15 protein-coding genes and 3 pseudogenes are annotated in these 18794 nt (G+C 72.1%); 8 read left to right on the forward strand and 10 right to left on the reverse strand.

Annotation, left to right across the window (positions count from 1 at the left end; all coding sequences use genetic code 11):
• Positions 1 to 51: 51 nt before the first annotated feature.
• A pseudogene (locus ABZ079_RS18455) lies at positions 52 to 706 on the reverse strand (class I SAM-dependent methyltransferase).
• Between the two features lie 208 nt (positions 707 to 914).
• On the opposite strand from ABZ079_RS18455, the gene corA reads away from it, so the two are divergent.
• Positions 915 to 2042 carry a magnesium/cobalt transporter CorA gene (corA, locus tag ABZ079_RS18460; RefSeq protein WP_356940480.1) on the forward strand — a complete coding sequence of 376 codons (1128 nt, stop codon included), beginning with the start codon at positions 915 to 917 and terminating at the stop codon, positions 2040 to 2042.
• A gap of 430 nt (positions 2043 to 2472) precedes the next feature.
• Here the strand turns inward: corA and ABZ079_RS18465 are convergent, their stop codons facing one another.
• Positions 2473 to 3102, reverse strand: a complete 630-nt coding sequence (locus ABZ079_RS18465; RefSeq protein WP_356940481.1) for a uridine kinase — start codon at positions 3100 to 3102, stop codon at positions 2473 to 2475.
• Positions 3103 to 3658: 556 nt separating this feature from the next.
• On the opposite strand from ABZ079_RS18465, the gene ABZ079_RS18470 reads away from it, so the two are divergent.
• The 3 genes from ABZ079_RS18470 to ABZ079_RS18480 all read left to right on the forward strand — a co-directional run bounded on the left by ABZ079_RS18470 (position 3659) and on the right by ABZ079_RS18480 (position 6797).
• Entirely contained in the window at positions 3659 to 4354 is a 696-nt protein-coding gene (locus tag ABZ079_RS18470) for a DUF2293 domain-containing protein (protein WP_356940482.1), read from the forward strand.
• 242 nt (positions 4355 to 4596) lie between these two features.
• Complete coding sequence (locus ABZ079_RS18475) at positions 4597 to 5076, forward strand: anthrone oxygenase family protein (protein WP_356940483.1); 480 nt, start codon at positions 4597 to 4599, stop codon at positions 5074 to 5076.
• A 233-nt stretch (positions 5077 to 5309) separates the two neighbouring features.
• On the forward strand, positions 5310 to 6797 hold the full coding sequence (locus ABZ079_RS18480) for a glutamate synthase subunit beta (RefSeq protein WP_356940484.1): 1488 nt from the start codon (positions 5310 to 5312) through the stop codon (positions 6795 to 6797).
• A gap of 342 nt (positions 6798 to 7139) precedes the next feature.
• Here ABZ079_RS18480 and ABZ079_RS18485 read toward each other — a convergent pair whose 3' ends face one another.
• Positions 7140 to 7673: a carboxymuconolactone decarboxylase family protein gene (locus ABZ079_RS18485; protein WP_356940485.1), complete on the reverse strand. Its 534-nt coding sequence runs from the start codon at positions 7671 to 7673 to the stop codon at positions 7140 to 7142.
• A 46-nt stretch (positions 7674 to 7719) separates the two neighbouring features.
• On the opposite strand from ABZ079_RS18485, the gene ABZ079_RS18490 reads away from it, so the two are divergent.
• Positions 7720 to 9141 carry a PLP-dependent aminotransferase family protein gene (locus ABZ079_RS18490; protein WP_356940486.1) on the forward strand — a complete coding sequence of 474 codons (1422 nt, stop codon included), beginning with the start codon at positions 7720 to 7722 and terminating at the stop codon, positions 9139 to 9141.
• A 97-nt stretch (positions 9142 to 9238) separates the two neighbouring features.
• Here the strand turns inward: ABZ079_RS18490 and ABZ079_RS18495 are convergent.
• From ABZ079_RS18495 to ABZ079_RS18505, 3 genes and pseudogenes are all read right to left on the reverse strand, one after another.
• Positions 9239 to 10076, reverse strand: a pseudogene (locus ABZ079_RS18495) (SAM-dependent methyltransferase).
• Between the two features lie 85 nt (positions 10077 to 10161).
• Positions 10162 to 10416, reverse strand: coding sequence for a DUF397 domain-containing protein (locus ABZ079_RS18500; RefSeq protein ID WP_356940487.1), 255 nt, complete (start codon positions 10414 to 10416; stop codon positions 10162 to 10164).
• Positions 10417 to 11277, reverse strand: a complete 861-nt coding sequence (locus ABZ079_RS18505; RefSeq protein WP_356940488.1) for a helix-turn-helix transcriptional regulator — start codon at positions 11275 to 11277, stop codon at positions 10417 to 10419. It abuts the gene before it with no gap.
• Between the two features lie 200 nt (positions 11278 to 11477).
• Here ABZ079_RS18505 and ABZ079_RS18510 point away from each other — a divergent pair, with 200 nt between their 5' ends.
• The 3 genes from ABZ079_RS18510 (at position 11478) to ABZ079_RS18520 (ending at position 15030) form a co-directional block, all read left to right on the forward strand.
• On the forward strand, positions 11478 to 12221 hold the full coding sequence (locus ABZ079_RS18510; RefSeq protein ID WP_356940489.1) for an ATP-binding protein: 744 nt from the start codon (positions 11478 to 11480) through the stop codon (positions 12219 to 12221).
• Between the two features lie 128 nt (positions 12222 to 12349).
• Complete coding sequence (locus ABZ079_RS18515; RefSeq protein ID WP_356940669.1) at positions 12350 to 12742, forward strand: hypothetical protein; 393 nt, start codon at positions 12350 to 12352, stop codon at positions 12740 to 12742.
• A 344-nt stretch (positions 12743 to 13086) separates the two neighbouring features.
• Positions 13087 to 15030, forward strand: a complete 1944-nt coding sequence (locus ABZ079_RS18520) for an ABC transporter ATP-binding protein (RefSeq protein ID WP_356940490.1) — start codon at positions 13087 to 13089, stop codon at positions 15028 to 15030.
• A gap of 24 nt (positions 15031 to 15054) precedes the next feature.
• Here the strand turns inward: ABZ079_RS18520 and ABZ079_RS18525 are convergent, their stop codons facing one another.
• From ABZ079_RS18525 to ABZ079_RS18540, 4 genes and pseudogenes are all read right to left on the reverse strand, one after another.
• Positions 15055 to 15231: a hypothetical protein gene (locus tag ABZ079_RS18525; protein WP_356940491.1), complete on the reverse strand. Its 177-nt coding sequence runs from the start codon at positions 15229 to 15231 to the stop codon at positions 15055 to 15057.
• Between the two features lie 153 nt (positions 15232 to 15384).
• A complete protein-coding gene (locus ABZ079_RS18530) occupies positions 15385 to 16041 on the reverse strand; it encodes a DUF899 domain-containing protein (protein ID WP_356940492.1) in 657 nt (218 codons plus the stop codon).
• Positions 16042 to 16193: 152 nt separating this feature from the next.
• Positions 16194 to 17360 carry a cytochrome P450 gene (locus ABZ079_RS18535; protein WP_356940493.1) on the reverse strand — a complete coding sequence of 389 codons (1167 nt, stop codon included), beginning with the start codon at positions 17358 to 17360 and terminating at the stop codon, positions 16194 to 16196.
• A gap of 20 nt (positions 17361 to 17380) precedes the next feature.
• Positions 17381 to 18750, reverse strand: a pseudogene (locus ABZ079_RS18540) (amidohydrolase).
• Positions 18751 to 18794 lie beyond the last annotated feature (44 nt).

Genomic DNA, 18794 nt, shown 5'->3' on the forward strand with positions numbered 1-18794 from the left:
GGCGGCCGGCACGCCCCCACCGGGCAGGCTGAGCGGGCGGCCGATCGCTTTCTACGCTTTGCTGCCCCACGCGGAGATCATCGGTGCGGTGGCCAGGTCCATGTGGCCGGCCTCGGCGTTGGCCAGGGGTGCTGGTCGATCTCCTCATCGGTGGCCAGCGCGGCGGCGACGAGCCGGTCACGGACCTGACGGACCGTCGCGGCCTCCAAGGCGGTGCAGGCGGGTGAGGTCACGGGGAAGTACGTGTCGGCCTCCACCTCGTGCGGCCCGGCCTCGCGGAGCAGCCGCCGGACTTGCGGCCGTAGGACAGATCGGCGCCCCGTTCGGCGAGCAGCTTGCGGAAGCCCTGGCGAAGCCGGTTGACCAGGACGAGCCGGGCGTGGACCAGGTCGAAGCCCTCCCCCGGCGGTTGTCCGGCACCCACGTCGTGGACGCGGACGTCCACCGGCGGATGGGCCACGGGGGCGAGCCGCGAGGTGTCGATGTCGGTGGCGACGACCTTGCCGGCCGGGCGCACCTTCGTCGCGAGCCAGGACACCACGGAGGTGCCGCCCGCCCTCACTTCCCAGCAGCGCCAGCCGGGGCCGATGCCGAGCCCTTCGATGTGCCGGAAGGTCGTGGGATCGAAGAGGGTGGCGAAGGCGTCGAAGCGCCGACCCGCCTCGCGCTGCCGGTTGTCCAGGAGGTACCCGTCGGATCGCGTCATGCCGCGGTCATCCCAGTCACCCTGGTTTGTCCGTATCGGCCGGTCCTCCGTTCGCGGGGAAGGGAGCCGGGGCCGAGTGCCGACTCGACGCCGCGTCCACAGGCGGGAACCAAGCGGAACTCCTTGTTCCCACAGACTGACCGGCACAGTGCCCGTCGGCTGGCAGACTTGCCGGGCAAGGCGGGAAGCGTTGCGCGAGGAGATCCAGATGTCCATGGCAGGGAATCTGCGGAAGGTCACGGGGCTGGGCGGGGTCGGCGGCCTGCGCAGGGTGGCGCGGCTGGCCCGGCGGCGGCCGCGGGTGGACCTGAGTCATCCCGCCAGGTCACCGCTGGGCTCGTCGGTGGTGAACTGCGTGATGTATCGGGACGGCGTGCGCGTGCCGGAGTGCGCGGATCTGGTGGATGCCGTCCGGCTGGTACGCAGGAGCGGTGAGGGGTTCGTCTGGCTCGGCCTGCACGAGCCGACGGACCACGAGTTCGCGGGCGTCGCCGAGCTGTTCGATCTGCATCCGCTGGCGGTGGAGGACGCGGTCGAGGCGCATCAGCGCCCGAAGCTGGAGCACTACGGGGACACGCTCTTCGCGGTGTTCAAAACCGTCTGCTACGTGGAGCACGAACAGCTCACCGCGACCAGCGAGGTGGTGAACAGCGGCGAGATCATGGCGTTCGTCGGAAAGGACTTCGTCATCACGGTGCGCCATGGCCGGCACGGCTCGCTGGGGCCGCTGCGCGAGGAGTTGGAGACGGATCCGCAGCAGCTCGCCAAGGGGCCGGCGGCGGTGCTGCACGCGATCGCCGACCACGTCGTCGACGACTACCTGAGCGTCACGGACGCGGTGCAGGCCGACATCGACCAGGTCGAGACGGAGGTGTTCTCGGAGATCGGCGCACGGGTCGACCCGGGCCGCATCTACCAGATGAAGCGGGAACTGCTCGAGCTCAAGCGGGCGGTGGTGCCGCTGAGCCGCCCGGTGGAGGACCTGGCCACCCGGCCCATTCGGGTCGTGGCCCCGGAGATACAGGCCTACTTCCGGGATGTGCTCGACCACCTGATACGGGCCAAGGAACAGATCGCCGCGTTCGACGAGCTGCTCAACTCCATCCTGCAGGCGCACCTCGCGCAGGTGACCGTCGCGCAGAACGAGGACATGCGGAAGATCACGGCCTGGGCCGCGGTGATCGCCGTGCCGACGATGGTGTGCGGCGTGTACGGCATGAATTTCGACCACATGCCGGAGCTGCGCTGGCGGTTCGGTTATCCACTGGTCATGGCCGTGATGGCCGGGGCCTGCCTGGCGCTGTACCGGGGCTTCCGGCGCAACGGCTGGCTCTGACGGCCCGCCGTTCCCTCCGGTTCGCCGGCCCTCGTCACGTCCGCCGGCGGTCACGCCGAGAAGGACACGACCTTCTGCGGGACGATCCTGATGATCTCCCGGATCTCGTCCTTCTTCTCCGCCGGCGGGTCGATGCCGAGCCACGTGTGCGACAGCTCGTACGGCAGCCGCTTGTTCTCGTCCGGCAGGATCTCGGCGCCCCCGGATCTCGGCCGAGTGACAGGGGTTCGCCAGGTCGAAGACGGAGAGGCTGATACGGGGGTCGCGGCGGAGGTCGCGCACCTTCTGACGGCGGTCCACGGACGAGGAGAGCACGGTGTCACCCTCGCGTGTGATCCAGACCACGGAGTTCTGCGGGGCACCGCCGGGGGCCGGGCGTCGCGACGCCGGCGAATTTCCGAGGGGGGATCTTCGGGACCGACCCTGCGGATCAGCCGCCCCAGGCGGGATGGCGCGGGTCGTCGGCACGCACCAGGACGTCCGCCGTCCCGGCCGGGTCCGTCTCGGACTCGTAGCGCTCGAAGGCGGGGAGCGTCCAGTGGTCGGCTTCGGGGGTCCGGCGGCGCAGGGCGCCCGGAGAAAGGCGGATGTGCACGGTCAGGTCGAACGGGAACCAGTGGCGCAACAGGAGAGGGCCATGGAGCAACAGGATTCCGCCGGGCGGGAGTTGAACGTAAGGGCTGCGGGTGGCCCGGTCGGTGGCCGGGTCCCACAGGTCGGGCAGGACCCACCCGCTGCCTCCGGGGTCGAGCGGGCCGAAGACCTCGCGCCACAGGGCGCCGGTGTCGAACCATCCGCTGTAGTACGACTCCGCGTCCCGCCGTCCGTGTTCCAGGCGCAGCGAGGCGGGGCGCAGGAAACCCTCCGCGCCGACCACGAGCGAGGGCCGGCCACGCACCCGCAGCGCCTCCCCGACCCGCTCGGCGAGGTCTCCGGGGCGGGCGGCCGGCGCTCCGTCGAAGCCGACGCGCGGCCAGGCGCCTCCGGCCGGCTCCAGGCCGGCCAGCCGGTCGGCGAGCAGTTCGGCGAGCCGGTCCCAGGTGATCGCTTCGAGTCGCACAGGGCCCATGATGCCGGGCGGACCCGGCGACCGGTGCTGGCGCGGCGGCCGACGCGCTGCTCGACGGCCCGGCCGCGGCCGGAGTGGACCGGCTCGTCGCGGTGGGGCTGGGCGCGAACCTGATGGGCGTGGACGGACGGCCACTGGTGGACGATCCGCCCCGCCCGGGATCCGGCGTCTTCGCCCGGGCGCACACCGCCGGGCTGCGCGACTGCGGAAACGCGGGAACGGGCCCGTCGACTGGGTGATGCTCACGCCCGCCGGGCATCTGGGGCGCGGCGGGACCCGGACGGGTGGTACCGCCTGGGCGGGAGCGGCTGCCCGTCGGCGTCGGTGGCGAGGGTACCGACGGCGGCGAGCGGCGGTTGGCGTACGCCGATCCCGCGGTGGCGGTGGTGGACGAGACCCAGACACCGGTGCGGCACCGTACGCGGGTGTCGGTGTTCGGCTTCCGCTGGGGAAGACGACTTCCCGTAAGAAAGGAGAGTTCCGGCTGGGAGGAGATGGCGCGGACCGGGTGGGGGAGGCGCAGGCGGTGACGGGGAAAGTACCGCATATGGCGCTTCCCGCAACTCCCCACTCCCCCGGTCGGCTTGTCGCCATCCAGCCGGTGAAACCCCAACGCTGTACCGGTTGCCGGCGCGGTCCGCTGTCGTCGCTCGTGCTGGAGAACGGGGCCCCGCACTGCCTGGACTGCGCCGACCTCGGACACCTGGTGTTCCTGCCGCGCGGCGACACGGCGCTGACCCGCAGGTCGCGGGAGGAGAGCACGCTGTCGGTGGTGGTCGTCCGGTTCAACCGGCGCAAGAGCCGCTACGAACGGCAGGGCGTCCTCATCGAGGAGACGGCCCTGGCCCGGGCCGAGGAACGGTGCCTGGCGGACGCGGAGGCCCGGCGCCGGCGGCGGGCGCGCGACGCCCGGCGCCGGGCGGTCGAGGACGAGCGGTTCGCGGCGGCGTTCGCCGCGGAGATCCTCCGGCTGTTTCCCGGCTGCCCGGCCGAGCGGGCCAGCGCCATCGCCGCGCACGCGTCCGTGCGGGGCAGCGGTCGGGTCGGGCGCAGCGCGGCCGGGCGGGCGCTGTCCGAGGGGGCGGTGATCTCGGCGGTCGTGGCGGCCGTACGGCATGTGGACACGCCGTACGACCACCTGCTGATGAGCGGGGTGTCGCGCCACGACGCACGACGCCGGATCGCCCCGGCCGTGCAGAGCGTGCTGCGGGCATGGCAGGGGGCCGGGGAGGGGGTGGGCTGACGGGGCGGCGAGAAGGCGGCAGGCGGCGCCGGCTCCCCCAGACAGCGCTCGTGATGGCTCCGCAGGAAAGGCTCGCAGGGGAACGCCCACGACAGGGGTCCGCGGGAAGCACCCGCCCCTTCCCCTGGACGCTCGCGTATGCCGCTGAGTCCCTCGGCCATGGTCGCGCGCCCGTCCCCGGCATTCACTGGTGGGAGCCGGGGGGCGGGCCCCGGCCCGGGTGGAACGAGGAGGGCGTGGAGATGATCGCTGGGCCGTTCTTCGTACTGGTCGTGCTGGGAATCCTGGGGACCGGGCTGGTGGCCGGGGTCTTCTGCGGATTCTCGACCTTCGTGATGCGTGGCCTTGCCGCGCTGCCGCCCGCGCAGGGCGTCGCGGCGATGAACGCGATCAACGTGGCCGCGGTGCGGCCCGCCTTCATGGCGGTGTTCACCGGTTCGGCGGTGCTGAGCACACTGATCGCGGTGGGCACGTTCGTCGTGTGGCCGGACGAGGGGAAGGTGGAACTGCTGCTGGGCAGCGCGCTGTACCTGTTCGGCTCCTTCGGGCTGACGCTGGTCGCTCACGTGCCCCGCAACGACAGACTGGCCCGGCTGACCACCGGTGCCCCGGACGCGGTCGTGTACTGGCCGGTGTACGTGCGCGAGTGGACGTTCTGGAACCACGTCCGTACCGTCGCCTCCGCAGTGGCCGCCCTCGTCCACGTGCTGGCGCTCACGTGAATCCCGGTGCCCGGGGCCTGCCCTGCCCCTCCCCCGTCCCTGCCCTCGGCCTGCTCTGGAAGGCGGCAGGGAGCCGTCTGATCCCGCGCTGAGGAGATCGCGGCAGAAAGCGCTGTCCGCCGCTCTGCACGGCTGTCGTCGGGGACGTATCGTGGCCGAAAGCGTGCCGCTCGATGACGCACGGCCCGTCGTACATCCGGTGCCTCCGGTACCCGTACGCGAGGAAGACGACCATGGCCGATCCCAAGGGGTTCATGACCACGCCGCGCCAGGAATGGCCGCGACGGCCCATCGAGGAACGGGTGCGGGACTGGGACGAGGTGTACGTCCCGGGAGCGCTGCTGCCCATCATCAGCAAACAGGCCGACCGCTGCATGGACTGCGGCGTCCCGTTCTGCCATGACGCCTGTCCACTGGGCAACCTCATCCCCGAGTGGAACGACCTGGTCTCGCGGGAGGACTGGCGGGCCGCGAGCGACCGGCTGCACGCCACCAACAACTTCCCCGAGTTCACCGGGCGGCTGTGCCCGGCGCCGTGCGAAGCGGGCTGCGTGCTGGCGATCAACCAGCCGGCCGTGACCATCAAGAACGTCGAGTGCGCGATCGCCGACCGGGCGTGGGAGGAAGGATTCACCCCCGCATGTCCGCCCGAACGGCTGTCGGGCAAGACCGTCGCCGTCATCGGCTCCGGGCCCACCGGGCTCGCCGCGGCACAGCAACTGACCCGGGCCGGGCACACGGTCGCCGTGTTCGAGAAGGACGACCGGATCGGCGGGCTGATGCGGTACGGCATCCCCGAGTTCAAGATGGAGAAGCGGCATCTGGAGCGCCGGATCGAGCAGATGCGGGCGGAGGGCACGAAGTTCCGTCCGTCGACGGCGGTCGGGCGGGATGTTCCGGCGGCGGACCTGCGGGCGCGGTACGACGCGCTGGTGATCGCCACGGGGGCGACGGCGTGGCGGGAACTTCCGGTGCCCGGTCGGGAGTTGAACGGGATACACCAGGCGATGCAGTATCTGCCGCTGGCCAATCGCGTGTGTGAGGGGGATCTGGAGGTTTCACCGCTGTCCGCGGCCGGCCGGCACGTCGTGATCGTCGGCGGCGGGGACACCGGGGCGGACTGTCTGGGGACGGCGGTGCGCCAGGGGGCCGCGTCCGTGACCCAGTTGGACATCTACGCACAGCCGGACGCCGAGCGCGACGAGGACACGGAGCCATGGCCGACGTACCCGAAGGTCTACCGCTTGTCGGCCGCGCACGAGGAGGCGCGGGACCTGCGGACGGCACCGGCCGCGGACGCGGACGCGCGGCTGTTCGCGGCGTCCACGCTCCGCTTCACCGGGGACGACGGTGGTCACGTACGGTCGCTGCGCCTGGTGGAGGTCGACGAGCGGCGGCTGCCGGTGCCGGGCACCGAGCGGATGCTCCCCGCCGACCTTGTGCTGCTCGCGCTCGGTTTCTCCGGGCCCGACCAGGAGGACGGGCTGGTCGAGGAGTTGGGGCTGGCGCTCGAGCCGCGCGGCACGATCGCCCGGGACGACGGCTTCGCGACCAACGTTCCCGGCGTGTTCGCCGCCGGGGACGCGGCGCGCGGGCAGTCGCTCATCGTGTGGGCGATCGCGGAGGGGCGGGCGGTGGCCGCGGCCGTCGACCGGTATCTCACGGGACGTTCACGGCTGCCGGCGCCGGTCTCTCCGAGGGATCGGCCGATGCGGGTGTGAGAGCGGCACCGCGGCCGTGATCGTGCCCGGTTCGACACCACCGGGTCACCGCCGCCCGTGGTCGATCACCGGTGCGGTGGGATCACGTGGCCGACGGGATCAGACGGCCCCCTCTCATGGGATCAGCCGGCCCCGAGGGGTGAGGCGGCCCGATGGGATCAGCCGGCCCGATCCGGTGAGGCGGCCCGATGCGGTCAGCGGACCGGCCGGATCTCGTGCCGACGGCAGCGGCTGCTCGGCCTGATCACGTGCTGGAGACAGCCGCTGCCAGGCGGGATCAGGTACCGCGGGATCGCATCGAATGTCCGGCGCGAAGAGGTGACCCGCCGGGAGCGTGCGAGGTCAGCCGCGCCTCTCGTCCGTCCCGGCCACCTTCCCCGTCGCCAGGGCCACCCGGTTCCACGTGTTGATGGCGAAGATCAGAGCGAGGACGTGGGCCAGTTCCTCCTCCTCGAAGTGGGCGGCGGCCTCGGCGTAGACGTCGTCGGGGACGCCGGCGTCGGCGACCCGGGTCACCGCCTCCGTCAGTGCGAGGGCCGCCTGCTCCTTCGGCGTGAAGAAGTGGCGGGCTTCCCGCCAGACGGCTACCAGGTGGAGCCGGTCCTCGCTCTCTCCGGCCTTGCGGGCGTCGTTGGTGTGCATGTGCAGGCAGTAGGCGCAGTGGTTGAGGTGTGAGGCGCGGATCTGGATCAGCTCGACCAGCGCGGGGTCGAGGCCCGTGCGGGCGGCGGCGTCGAAGCCGATGAGGGCGCGGAAGACCTTGGGAGCGGTCTTCGCGAAGTCCAGACGGGTGCGGGCGGCCTCGGCCGCGGCGATTCCGGAGGCGGCGTCAACGGTCGTGGTCACCGGGAGACTTGCGGTCGTGTTCGTCGTCATGCCTTCAATCTAGGGTGCGGAAAGACCGGCTGTAGGGTGCATTTCCATGATGGAATCGTGGGTCAATTCCGCGGAGCGGATCGGCGCCGACCTGCACGTGGAGCTGTCGGGACCGGGCGGGCGGCGGGCGGCACTGACCCGGGCGCTGCGGGAGGCCGTGCGCAGCGGACGCCTGGCTCCGGGCACCCGGCTGCCGCCGTACCGGTCGCTCGCCGCCGACCTGGGCGTGGCCCGCAACACGGTGGCCGACGCGTACGCGGAACTGGTGGCGGAGGGCTGGCTGACCGCTCGGCAGGGCTCGGGGACCCGGGTCGCGGAACGGGCCGAACCGCTGCGACCCGCCGTACGGACGCCGGTGAAGGCACCTTCACGCGCGCGTGGGCCGCGGCACGATCTGCGGCAGGGTGCGCCGGATGCGTCGGCGTTCCCGCGTGCGGCCTGGTCGGCCTCGTACCGGCGGGCACTGCAGACGGCGCCGAACGAGGCGTTCGGGCCCGGGCATCCGGCCGGCCGCCGGGAGTTGCGGGAGGCGCTGACGGAATACCTGGCACGCGCGCGTGGCGTGCGTACCGAGCCGCACCGGATCGTCGTCTGCTCGGGCTTCGCGCACGCGCTGCGGCTGCTGTTCGGCGAGGGTTCGGGTGGGGTGCTGCGCGGTCCGCTGGGCGTGGAGGCGTACGGGCTGGACTTTCACCGGGGACTGCTCGCGGCGGCCGGCGTGCGGACGGTGCCGCTGCCGCTGGACGAACACGGCGCGCGGGTGGCGGCGCTCGGGCGGGAGCGGGCCGTGCTGCTCACACCGGCACACCAGTTTCCGACCGGCGGACCGCTCCACCCGGAGCGCCGCGCAGCGGTGATCGACTGGGCCCGCGCGCGGGGGGCGGTGGTGCTGGAGGACGACTACGACGGCGAGTTCCGGTACGACCGCCGGCCCGTCGGCGCGCTCCAGGGCCTCGATCCGGAGCGGGTGATCCACATCGGCTCGGTCAGCAAGAGCCTGTCCCCGGCGCTGCGGCTGGGCTGGATGGTCCTGCCGGAGCGGTATGTCGGGCCCGTGCTCACGGCGAAGGGCGAGCGGGAGGCCTGGGCGAGCGTGCCGGACCAGCTCGCGCTCGCGGACTTCGTGGTGTCGGGATCGTACGACCGTCATGTGCGGCGCATGCGGCAACGGTACCGGCGTCGCCGTGACCGGCTCGTCGCCGCGCTCGCCGCGCACGCGCCGCACATCGAGGTGACGGGGATCGCGGCCGGGCTGCACGCGGTGCTGCGGCTGCCGCCCGGCACCGAGCGGTCCACGGTGAAGGCCGCCGCCTGGCAGGGCATCGCCCTGGACGGCCTCGCCGCGTTCCGGCATCCGCAGTCGCCCACGACGGCGGGTGAAGGCCTGGTGGTGGGATACGCGGCCACCGCCGAACACGCCTATGAGGCAGCGCTGGAGGCGCTGTGCGGGGTGCTGCCGCCTGAGTGACGCGGTGGCGGAGGGGACAGCGGGAACGGCGCTTCAGTGATGGGGTTCCGCGTCGGCGGCGGTGCCGGCGTTCACGCAGCCGAGTGCGCCGGGGCGGCTACCTCTTGCGCGCCACCGAGCCGTACCCCGGCATCACGCCGTCGTCCTGCCCCGGCACGGGCTCGCCCAGTTCCGGGGGCCACTTGTGCACGATCTCGACGCCGGGCTCGACCAGGTCGAGGCCGTCGAAGAAGCGGGCGAACTCCGCACGGGAGCGCAGGGCGAGGGTGACGCCGGCCGCCTTGAGCTTCTCGGTGGCGGCCGCCGACTCCCCGGGGGTGAGGCCGGCTGTGGCGTGGGTCATCAACACGTGGCCGCCGGAGGGAAGTTCGGAGGGAAGACGGCGGACGGGTTCGTGGGCGCCGCCCTCGTCCGAGATGAAGTGCGGCAGGGCGGCGAGGGAGAGGGCCACCGGCCGGTCGAGGTCCAGGATCCGCGCGGCCGCCGCGGTGATCGCGTCCGGGTCGCGCACATCGGCCTGCGGATACTCGGTCGTGCCTCGGGCGTGCTGCGCAGCAGGGCCGCCGCGCGGGCCGGCACGATCGGGTCGTTGTCACAGTGGACCACCCGGGCGTCGGGCGTGACCCGCTGGGCGATCTGGTGCAGGTTCGGCTCGGCCGGAATGCCGGTGCCGATGTCCAGGAACTGCCGTACGCCCTGCTGGGCCAGCCAGCGGGTGGTGGCACGGTGCGTTAACGCGCGGTTGACCCTGGCCATCACCGGCATCCTGGGGTGGAGGGCCGTCTCTGCCGGCCCATCGCCTCGTCGACGGGGTGGTTGTCCTTGCCGGCGAGATACCAGTCGTCCATCCGTGCGGAATGCGGCTTGCCGGTGCCGATCCCGATGGCCGTCGGGTCCTGCCCTGTCATGCGGCACTCCGTAAGCGCCGGACGCATTGAACGACCGAGTCGCTGCCCGCATCAAGGAAGTCGCGCAAGATAGAAAATCCGACGGCTCGGCGCGGCCGTACCGTCGGCAGGTTCAGGACAGCAGGAAGTCGGCCTCCCCCGCCTTGGCGCCCTCGATGAACGCGGTCATCTCGTCCATGGTGTAGATCAGCGCCGGCCCGTCCGGATCGGTCGACTGGCGTACGGCGATCCGGCCGTCGGCCAGCTTCATCGCCTCCAGGCAGTTCCCGCCGTTGCCGCCACTCCAGGGCTTGTGCCACCCCTCGCTGCCCAACTCCCGCGCGGGCATGCCGTTGTAGACGTGTCCGCGCGGTGTGATGCGATCCATTCACAGCTCCTTGCGGAGATCCCGGAGGATCTCCTTCGTGCGTTGTGCCGTAGCGGCCTGCGCCGCCATGCGGTCCATGACCTCCAGGTGGGTCGCCACCTCGGTGCGCGCGTCCAGGTAGACGGCGCCGGTCAGGTACTCGCTGTAGACCATGTCCGGCAGTTCTGACATGGCGAATCGGAAGAGCACGAAGGGCCCGTACGTCCCCGGGTGCGGCCCGCTGGCGAACGGGGCGACCTGCAGCGTCACCTGGGGCAGCTTCGTGGCCTCGAGCAACTTGTCGATCTGCGCGCGCATCACCTCCGGGCCGCCGACCGGGCGGCGCAGGACGGTCTCGTCCATCACCGCCCAGAAACGGGGGGCATCGGGGCGAGTGAGCAGTTCCTGGCGCTGCATGCGCAGCGCGACATGCCGCTCGATCTCCTCCGGGCTCGTCTGGCCGAGGGCACCCGACTTGAGCACCCCGCGCGCGTAGTCCTCGGTCTGCAGCAGGCCGGGGACGAAGTGCGGCTCGTAGGAGCGGATGAGGGCCGCCGCGCCCTCCAGGCTGACGTACATCGAGAACCAGCCCGGCAGGATGTCGTGGAACCGCTGCCACCAGCCTGGCCTGTTGGCCTCCTCGGCCAGTTGGACGAAGACCTCGGCCTCGTCGTCGGGAATGCCGTAGGCCTGCAGCAGCAGTTGCACGTACGGGATTTTGAGGGCGACTTCGGCCATCTCCATGCGGCGGATGGTGGCGGGGGCGACGCGGAGGACTCGGGCGGCCTCCTCGCGCTTGAGTCCGGCACGTTCCCGCAGGTCCAGCAGGCGCCGGCCGAGGACGACCTGACCCACGGTCGGCGCGGACCGTGGTTCGCTCACGCTCTCACCTCCACCGAAAGCTCCACCGAAAGCTCCACCGAAAGTTTCCCGACAGCCCTGCGGCGCCATTCGAAGGCTCATTCGAAGACCGGGGTGAATCTCCGATGACCCCAATTGGCGCCGCTCGACGTGCTGTTGTGAGCAGTGTGCCACGGCCTCCGACCGAGTCACACAGCACTCTGCAATTTTCAGAGTGACACTTGCCAAGTGTTCACGGCGGGGAGATAGTGGCAAGCGTGATTCCGTCCGCGCCCTTAGGAACAGACGCCGCCGCAGACCGTTCCGGTCTCGGCGCCGCGAGGGGAGCAACCCCTTCGGGGGACGCCGCCCCCCGCCGGTTCCGCTTCGAGCTGGCCGCACATCCGGGTTCCGTCGCCCAGGCGAGACGCCTGGCGCATGCCCGGCTGACCGGCTGGGCGGTGTGCGCGGACATCTGCGACAACGCGGCCCTGGTCATATCCGAGCTGGTCACCAACGCGATCGTGCACACCGCGAGCAGCCGTGTCGTGTGCGAGCTGCACGACCACGACGACACGGTGCGCATAGCCGTACGCGACGAGGGCTGCGCCCCCGGCGAACCCCACCCGTCCCCGCAGCGGCCCGATGAGGAGCACGGGAGGGGATTGTTTCTCGTCGACGCCCTGTGCCGGGCCTGGGGTGCGCAGGAACACGGCCCCGGGCTGCTGGTCTGGGCCGAGCTGGCCCGTCAGACCGGCGCGGCCCACGACACCGCCGAGCCGCGCAACGACCTGGGCTGGGGCGCCCGGCCCAAGCCGGGCCGCCCGGACGACTCCGGCGACGACGACCCGGCCGAGGCCCACCGCCGGCCCCAGGAGCAGCACCGGCACCGCAGCGCGACCCCGCCCCTGCACCACCGCCCGGCCCAGCACCAGCATCAGCACCGGCTCCCAGAGCAGCCCCGCGCCGCCGGGGAGCGGCTGTGACCGGCACCGGCGGCTCCGACCGGTACGCCGGGACCGGTTCCGACCAGGGCGGCGCTACCGGCTCCCTCCGGTGTGAGCCGACCGGTTCCGCGCAAGACCGGTCCGCCGGCCCCCAGGGGCCGGTCGGGCTGGACACCCTGGTGCGTCTGCAGCGCCACCGACCCGCTCCGGAAGCGGCCCGTCGGCTGCCGATGCCGGACGGCATGACGGCCCCGCTCGGCTGTGACGCCGTGGCCGTACCGGACCGCCTCGGCCCCCTCGTCGTGCCACGGCTCCCCCGGCTGGGCTGTGTGTACGCCGACGGAACCCACTGGTGGTTCATCGTGCCGGCGGACTCGGACTACGCCCTGCGCTGGCCGTCCCCCGCCCACTACGCCTCCGGCGCCCTGGTCACCGGTACCGCCCGGCTCATCCACCGCCCGGAGAGCACGGTCCCGTACACCCCGCCGATCCCGCTGTATCTGTCCCTGTGCCGGGTGACGGGGACGAATCCGGACTGGTCGAGCGCCATGTCGGCGTAAGCGCCGTGCCTGCCTCAGCCGTGGAGCAGCGCCGCCCGCGACCGACACCCCGAGGCAGGAACGGTACGGCCGCACCCCACCGCCGCCTCCGGCGTCCGTGCACGAACCGCACCGAGCCCCCCGGCGGCATCGCCCGCACCGTTCCCACCGGCCTCCCACACCGGCGGTCACCGCCCGGCGACCCGCCCGCCGCCTCCTGGCCCCCGCGGCCGCCCCTCCCCCTGAGCCCATCAGCCCCACCCCCCGCGCCCCCTCCGCGCCCCCCGTTACGTCCTCTCGCGCCCTGCCCAGGCACTGTGCGCGACCGGGATAGTGGCCGTTCCGTCGTGGTCCGGGAGGTCAAGGTGAGGAAGAGGCGGGAGGCGGCCGAGCCCGCGGTGTCGGAGTCGGAACGGCTGCTGTTCGGGGGGCCGCTGCGGTACGACACGGGCTGGAACAAGCACGCGGACGCCTTTCTGCAGCTGAACTTCCGCGCCATGGTGGTCCGGCTGCCCGGCATGCTGGTGTCCAGCCTCCGGCTGGCCCGGCAGGCCGACCGGCGGGCCGCATGGATCGTGCTGGCCGCCGAGATCGGCCGGGGCGCGGCCCAGGCGGTGAGCCTGCTGGCCGTGAACAGCGCGCTCGGGAAGCTGCTGACCGGCCCGGACATCGCGCAGCGCCTGCACGCGGCCGCGCCCGCCCTGGTCGTCGTGGCCGCCGTCATGCTGGTGGCCGCGCTGCTGCGAGCCGCCTCCGTCTACGCCACCGGGAAGCTGGAGCCCAAGGTGGAGCGGGTGGCGACCGAGCTGTATCTGGAGCGCGCGGCGAACGTGGAACTGGCCGCGATCGAGGACCACGCCTTCCACAAGCTGCTGGACACGGCGCAGTACGGCGCCCGGTCCGCCCGGCGCATGATCGGGTACGGCACCCAGGTGATCAACGCGATGATCTCGTTGGTCGCGGCGGCGGGCGTACTGACCGTGCTGCACCCGGCGCTGCTGCCGCTGCTGGTCACCATGACCCTGCCCAGCGCCTGGAGCGCGCTGACCAACGCCCGGCGTCACTACGAGTCGTTCCACACCTGGGTGCAGCACGCCCGCGCCGGTCAGCTGCTCAGCAGTCTGCTCACCGAGCCGGGTGCCGCCCCGGAGATCCGGGTGCACGGGATGGGCCCGTTCCTGCTGCGGCACTTCCGGGCCATGTCGGAGACGGCGGAGGCGGAGCAGGCCCGGCTGTCCCGGCTGGCCGCCCGCACCGGTCTGATCGCGGCGGCCTGGACGGGCCTCGCCACGCTCGCGACGTACGCCACGCTGGGTGCGCTGCTGCTGGCCGGCGCGATGGCCCTGTCCGTCGCCGGTACGGCCGTGCTCGCGATCCGTACGGGCGCGGCGAGCCTGGACACGCTGGTACTGCAGATCAACCAGTTGCACGAGGAGGCCCTGTTCGTGGGCGATCTGGAACGGCTGTACGTCGAGGCGGCCGAACGCGCCATCCCGGCGGGCGGGGAGGCCCTTCCGGAGATCCCGAAGGAGATCCGGTTCGAGAACGTGACGTTCAGCTATCCGGGTGACGCGACCCGGCCCGCCCTGGACGACGTCTCCCTCACGCTTCCCCTGGGCCGGATCATCGCGCTCGTCGGTGAGAACGGCTCGGGTAAGACCACACTGGTCAAGCTGCTCGCGGGGCTGTACACACCGGACCGGGGCCGGATCCTGTGGGACGGCGTCGACGCCGGACGGGCCGACCGGCGGCTGCTCGCCGAGCGCATCGCGATGGTGGCGCAGGACTTCAAGAGATGGCCGTTCACCGCCCGGGTGAACGTGGCCGTCGGCCGCTCCGCCGCGCCGATGACCGAGGAGCGGCTGACGGCGTCGATCGCCGACGCGGGAGCCGAGGAGGTGGTCGCGGATCTGCCGCGCGGCCTGGACACGCTGCTGGCCCGTGTCTTCAGCGGCGGGCACGAGCTGTCCGGCGGGCAGTGGCAGCGGCTCGGCATCGCCCGGGCCGCGTACCGGCGCGGGCACATCCTGATCGTGGACGAGCCGACCGCGGCGCTGGACGCGCGGGCCGAGCTGGAGGTGTTCGAGAAGATCCGGGCGCTCGCCGGCAGCGGGCAGACGGTCGTCCTGATCACCCACCGGCTGGCCTCGGTCCGGCACGCCGACCTGGTGCACGTGCTGGAGCACGGGCGGCTGGTGGAGTCCGGCGCCCCGGAGGAGCTGCTGGCGAGGGGCGGTGTCTACGCCGAGCTGTACGCGCTCCAGGCGCAGCAGTTCACAGCGAAGATCCCGGCGCCGAAGCCGGCCTGAACGGGCGCGGCGGCGTCGGCCGCATCACTCGGCGGAGGCGCCTCCGCGCACGATCACCAGGAACGTGTCCGTCGCGAGGTCCATGACGACCTCGGCGGGCAGGCCTTCCAGACGCCGCGCGTGCGCGAACTCCTCCGCGGGCCGGGATCCCCGCGGACCACCGGCGGGAAAGCGTTCGAGCACCGTTCGCCCGTTCACCATCTCGCACCTCCAGAAAGCGTCGTACTTGTAGGAGTTAACGCTCTGGGGGAGGGAAACGCCTCGCTCAGTGACGGGACTGAGACATTCTCGACACCTGTTCGGCGCGGACGGTGAGGATCCGTTCACGTCGTGACACGAATCGCACCCTCCGTGTCAGTATTCGTACTCGTCGTGAAGGCGGAGGTGGTCGCTGCCCGCCGGAGCGCGGCCGAGCGCGGTCAGGTCGAGGAGGCCGGCGATGGTGCCGAGTCCGTCCAGCTCGTCGTCATATACCGAGTAGGTGTGGAAGACCCGGTCGTGGTCGCGCAGGAAGCAGCTGAGGCCAGGCCGCTCGACCAGCTGCTCGCCGGATTCGACGGTGGCCTCGAAGTCGCGGTTGAAGTCGCGGCCGAAGTCGCCCTGCCCCGAGGAGTACCAGGGGACCGCCCAGCCCATCCGCGCCTTGAACGGCAGGATGCGGGTGAACGGCGCCCGGGACACCGCCGCGAACGAGGTGTTCCGGGCACGCAGGTGGGCGAGATGGCCGACCTGGTCCAGGAAGGCCGCACAGCAGGGGCAGCCGGCCTCCCACTCCGGCGCGAACATGAAGTGGTGGACGACCAGCTGGGCCCGTTCCTCGAAGAGGTCGAGAAGGGTGGCCTTGCCGTCACCGCCCTCGAAGACGTACTCCGCGTCGACCTCGACCATGGGCAGCCTCCGCCGCTCGGCGCCCAGCACCTCGCGCGCCCGTCTGACCGCCTCCTCCTTGCGCAGCAACTCCTCGCGCGCCGCTCGCCACCGCTCGCGCGAGACGATCTCCGGAAGCGACATGGGGGTCCTCCTGTCCGATGGTCGGTCCGGGGTGGTGACCGTCATCGGATACGGAACCCATCGCTGCGCGCGGAGAGGATTTCGCGACACTTTTTCCGGCACTTCTTCCGACAGCGCTTTCCCGGCACTTTCCGGCCACCCCGACCGGATCGTCAGTACGTCACCGGCAGTGCCACCAGCCCCCGTGCGCGCAGTGACGGCCGCCACCGCGATTGCGCGCCTGTGAGGGCCAGTTCGGGGAACCGTTCGAGCAGGGCCCCGAGGGCGATCTCCGTCTCGGCGCGGGCCAGCGGGGCGCCCAGGCAGTAGTGGACGCCGTGACCGAGGGCCAGATGACCGGCGGCGTCACGGGAGAGGTCGAGCAGGTCGGGGCCGGGGAAGCGGGCTGGGTCGCGGTTGGCGGCGGAGAGGGACACCCACACCGTCTCGCCGGCCGGAACGGTGACCCCGGCGATGGTCACGTCCTCGACCGGAAAGCGGCGGATGGCGAGCAGCGCGGGACCTTCGTAGCGCATCAACTCCTCCACGGCAGCCGGCAGCTTTCCCGGATCCTTGCGCAGGGCCGCGAGCTGGCCGGGGTGCTGGAGGAGAGCGAGCACGGCGTTGCCGATCAGCTGAACCGTGTTCTCGTACCCGGCGAAGAGGATGAGGAAGGCCAGCGACATCAGCTCGTCCTCGCTGAGCCGGTCACCTTCGTCGCGTACGGCGATGAGGTCGGAGAGCAGGTCGTCGGCGGGTTCGGCGCGCTTGGCCGCGAGGAGGCGGGTGAAGAAGCCGAGCATGGCCACCACCGCCTCCTTGCCGGCCTCGGGCCGTTCCGGGTCGGGAGCGACCAGGCAGTCGGTCCACACCCGGAAGTCCAGCCGGTGCTCCTCCGGGATGCCGAGCAGGTCGCAGATGACGGTGATCGGCAGCGGGGCCGCGTAGGAGGCGATGAGGTCGGTGGTGCCGTGCGGGCCGAGGGCGTCGAGCAGCCGGTCGGCGGTGCGCCGGATGGGTTCGCGGAGCTGCTGGACGCGGCGCGGGGTGAAGGCACGGCCGACCAGGCGCCGGATGCGGGTGTGGTCCGGCGGGTCCATGTTGAGGAGGTTGGCGTCGAGGGCCGGTGGCAGCGAGAACCCCTTGTAGGTGCCGGCCGTGGCGTGCCGCTTGTCGAGCGAGAGCCGTGGGTCGGCGAGGGCGGCCCGGGCGTCGTCGTACCGTGTGACCAGCCAGGCGGGGGTGCCGTCGGGTCCGGTGATGCGGTGCACGGGCGCGGTGTCGCGCAGGCGCCGGTAGACGTCGTAGGGGTGGTGGAGGAGGCCGTCCGCGAGATCCATGGCAGGCAGCCTAGTCCGGCTCAGACGCCGTACTCCTGGATGCGCCGCCCGTGGCTCCGGTCGGTCAGCACGGGCAGCCTGTGCCTCAACTCCCGTACGACGGCGGGCACATCGAGGGTGCGGAGTTCCCGGTCCCGCATCAGCACGCGGCCGTCCACGATGGTGGTGCGGACGTCGGCGGAGCGGGCGCTGTGCACGAGGGTGGCGGCGAGGTCGTGGACGGGCTGGGTGTGCGGGCCGCTGAGGTCGACCAGGATGATGTCGGCGCGACGGCCGGGGGTGAGGCTGCCGGCGCTTTCGCCGAGGCCGACCGCGCGGGCACTCTGCAGCGTGGCGTGGTGCAGTGCTTGTCGGGAGGTCAGCCAGCGCGGGTCACCCTCCGTGGACTTCTGGATCAGGGAGGTCAGTGCCATCGACTCCCATACGTCGAGGGAGTTGTTGGAGGCGGCGCCGTCCGTGGCGAGGCCGACGGGGACACCGGCCGCGCGCAGGGACCGTACGGGAGTGGTGCCGGGCCAGGCGAACTTGAGGTAGCCGCGGGGTGCGGTCGCCACGGCCGTACGACCGCCCGTGCGGGCCAGCAGCGGCAGGTCCCGCTCGATGATGCCGGTGCCGTGGGCGATGAGCAGGTCGGTGTCGAGGAGTCCGGCGCGGCCCAGGATCTCGATGGGGGTGAGGCCGTGCAGGGGAGGCTGGTGTCGGTCTGGTCGCGGTTCTCGGCGGCGTGGATGTGGACGGGCAGGCCGTGGTCGCGGGCGAGTGCGGCGGTGGCGGCGAGGTCGGCATCGGTGACGGTGTAGGGGGCGTGCGGGGCGAGCGCGGTGGTGATGCGGCCGCCGGCGGCGCCGCGGTGCCGGAGCGCGAACTCCAGTGATGTCGCCCGTCCTTGCGGTCCCTGCGAGGAGAAGTAGGCCTCGCCGAGGTGGGCACGCAGCCCGCACTCGGCGACGACCGCGGCGACCGTGTCCATGTGGAAGTAGTGGTCGGCGAAACAGGTCACTCCGCCCCTGATCATTTCGGCGCAGGCGAGCCGCGCCCCCAACTCCACGTCCTGGACGGTGAGATTGAACTCGACGGGCCAGACGACGTCGTTGAACCACTCCTCCGTCGGCAGGTCCTCGGCGAGGCCCCGCAGAGCCACCATCGGCGCGTGCGTATGGCAGTTGATCAGCCCCGGCATCGCGACCTGCCCGCGCGCCTCGATCCGCTCCGCGGCGGCCAGACCCTCGACGGCGGCCGAAGTGGTTACCGACTCGATCAGCCGGTCACGCACGACGATCGCCGCGTCCGCACGGAAACCGATACGTTCCTCCGCGTCGTGGACAAGGATCGTGCAGCCGGTGATGACGAGGTCGGCGGGAGAGGCGCTCTGGGAACCAACGGCACTCATGAGCCCAACGTACGACCCGGTCGTACCGTGGCGTGAGCCGAACC

It is taken from the genome of Streptomyces sp. NPDC006314, assembly GCF_040613075.1.
In the GTDB taxonomy this organism is placed as follows: domain Bacteria; phylum Actinomycetota; class Actinomycetes; order Streptomycetales; family Streptomycetaceae; genus Streptomyces.

What these genes read in the sequence shown, in the direction of transcription:
- ABZ079_RS18475 (WP_356940483.1), top strand. Translation starts at nt 4,597, where the DNA reads ATGATCGCTGGGCCGTTCTTCGTACTGGTCGTGCTGGGAATCCTGGGG.
- corA (WP_356940480.1), top strand. Translation starts at nt 915, where the DNA reads ATGTCCATGGCAGGGAATCTGCGGAAGGTCACGGGGCTGGGCGGGGTC.
- ABZ079_RS18535 (WP_356940493.1), bottom strand. Translation starts at nt 17,360, where the DNA reads ATGGATCTCGCGGACGGCCTCCTCCACCACCCCTACGACGTCTACCGG.
- ABZ079_RS18525 (WP_356940491.1), bottom strand. Translation starts at nt 15,231, where the DNA reads ATGGTGAACGGGCGAACGGTGCTCGAACGCTTTCCCGCCGGTGGTCCG.
- ABZ079_RS18530 (WP_356940492.1), bottom strand. Translation starts at nt 16,041, where the DNA reads ATGTCGCTTCCGGAGATCGTCTCGCGCGAGCGGTGGCGAGCGGCGCGC.
- ABZ079_RS18485 (WP_356940485.1), bottom strand. Translation starts at nt 7,673, where the DNA reads ATGACGACGAACACGACCGCAAGTCTCCCGGTGACCACGACCGTTGAC.
- ABZ079_RS18490 (WP_356940486.1), top strand. Translation starts at nt 7,720, where the DNA reads ATGATGGAATCGTGGGTCAATTCCGCGGAGCGGATCGGCGCCGACCTG.
- ABZ079_RS18500 (WP_356940487.1), bottom strand. Translation starts at nt 10,416, where the DNA reads ATGGATCGCATCACACCGCGCGGACACGTCTACAACGGCATGCCCGCG.
- ABZ079_RS18480 (WP_356940484.1), top strand. Translation starts at nt 5,310, where the DNA reads ATGGCCGATCCCAAGGGGTTCATGACCACGCCGCGCCAGGAATGGCCG.
- ABZ079_RS18470 (WP_356940482.1), top strand. Translation starts at nt 3,659, where the DNA reads ATGGCGCTTCCCGCAACTCCCCACTCCCCCGGTCGGCTTGTCGCCATC.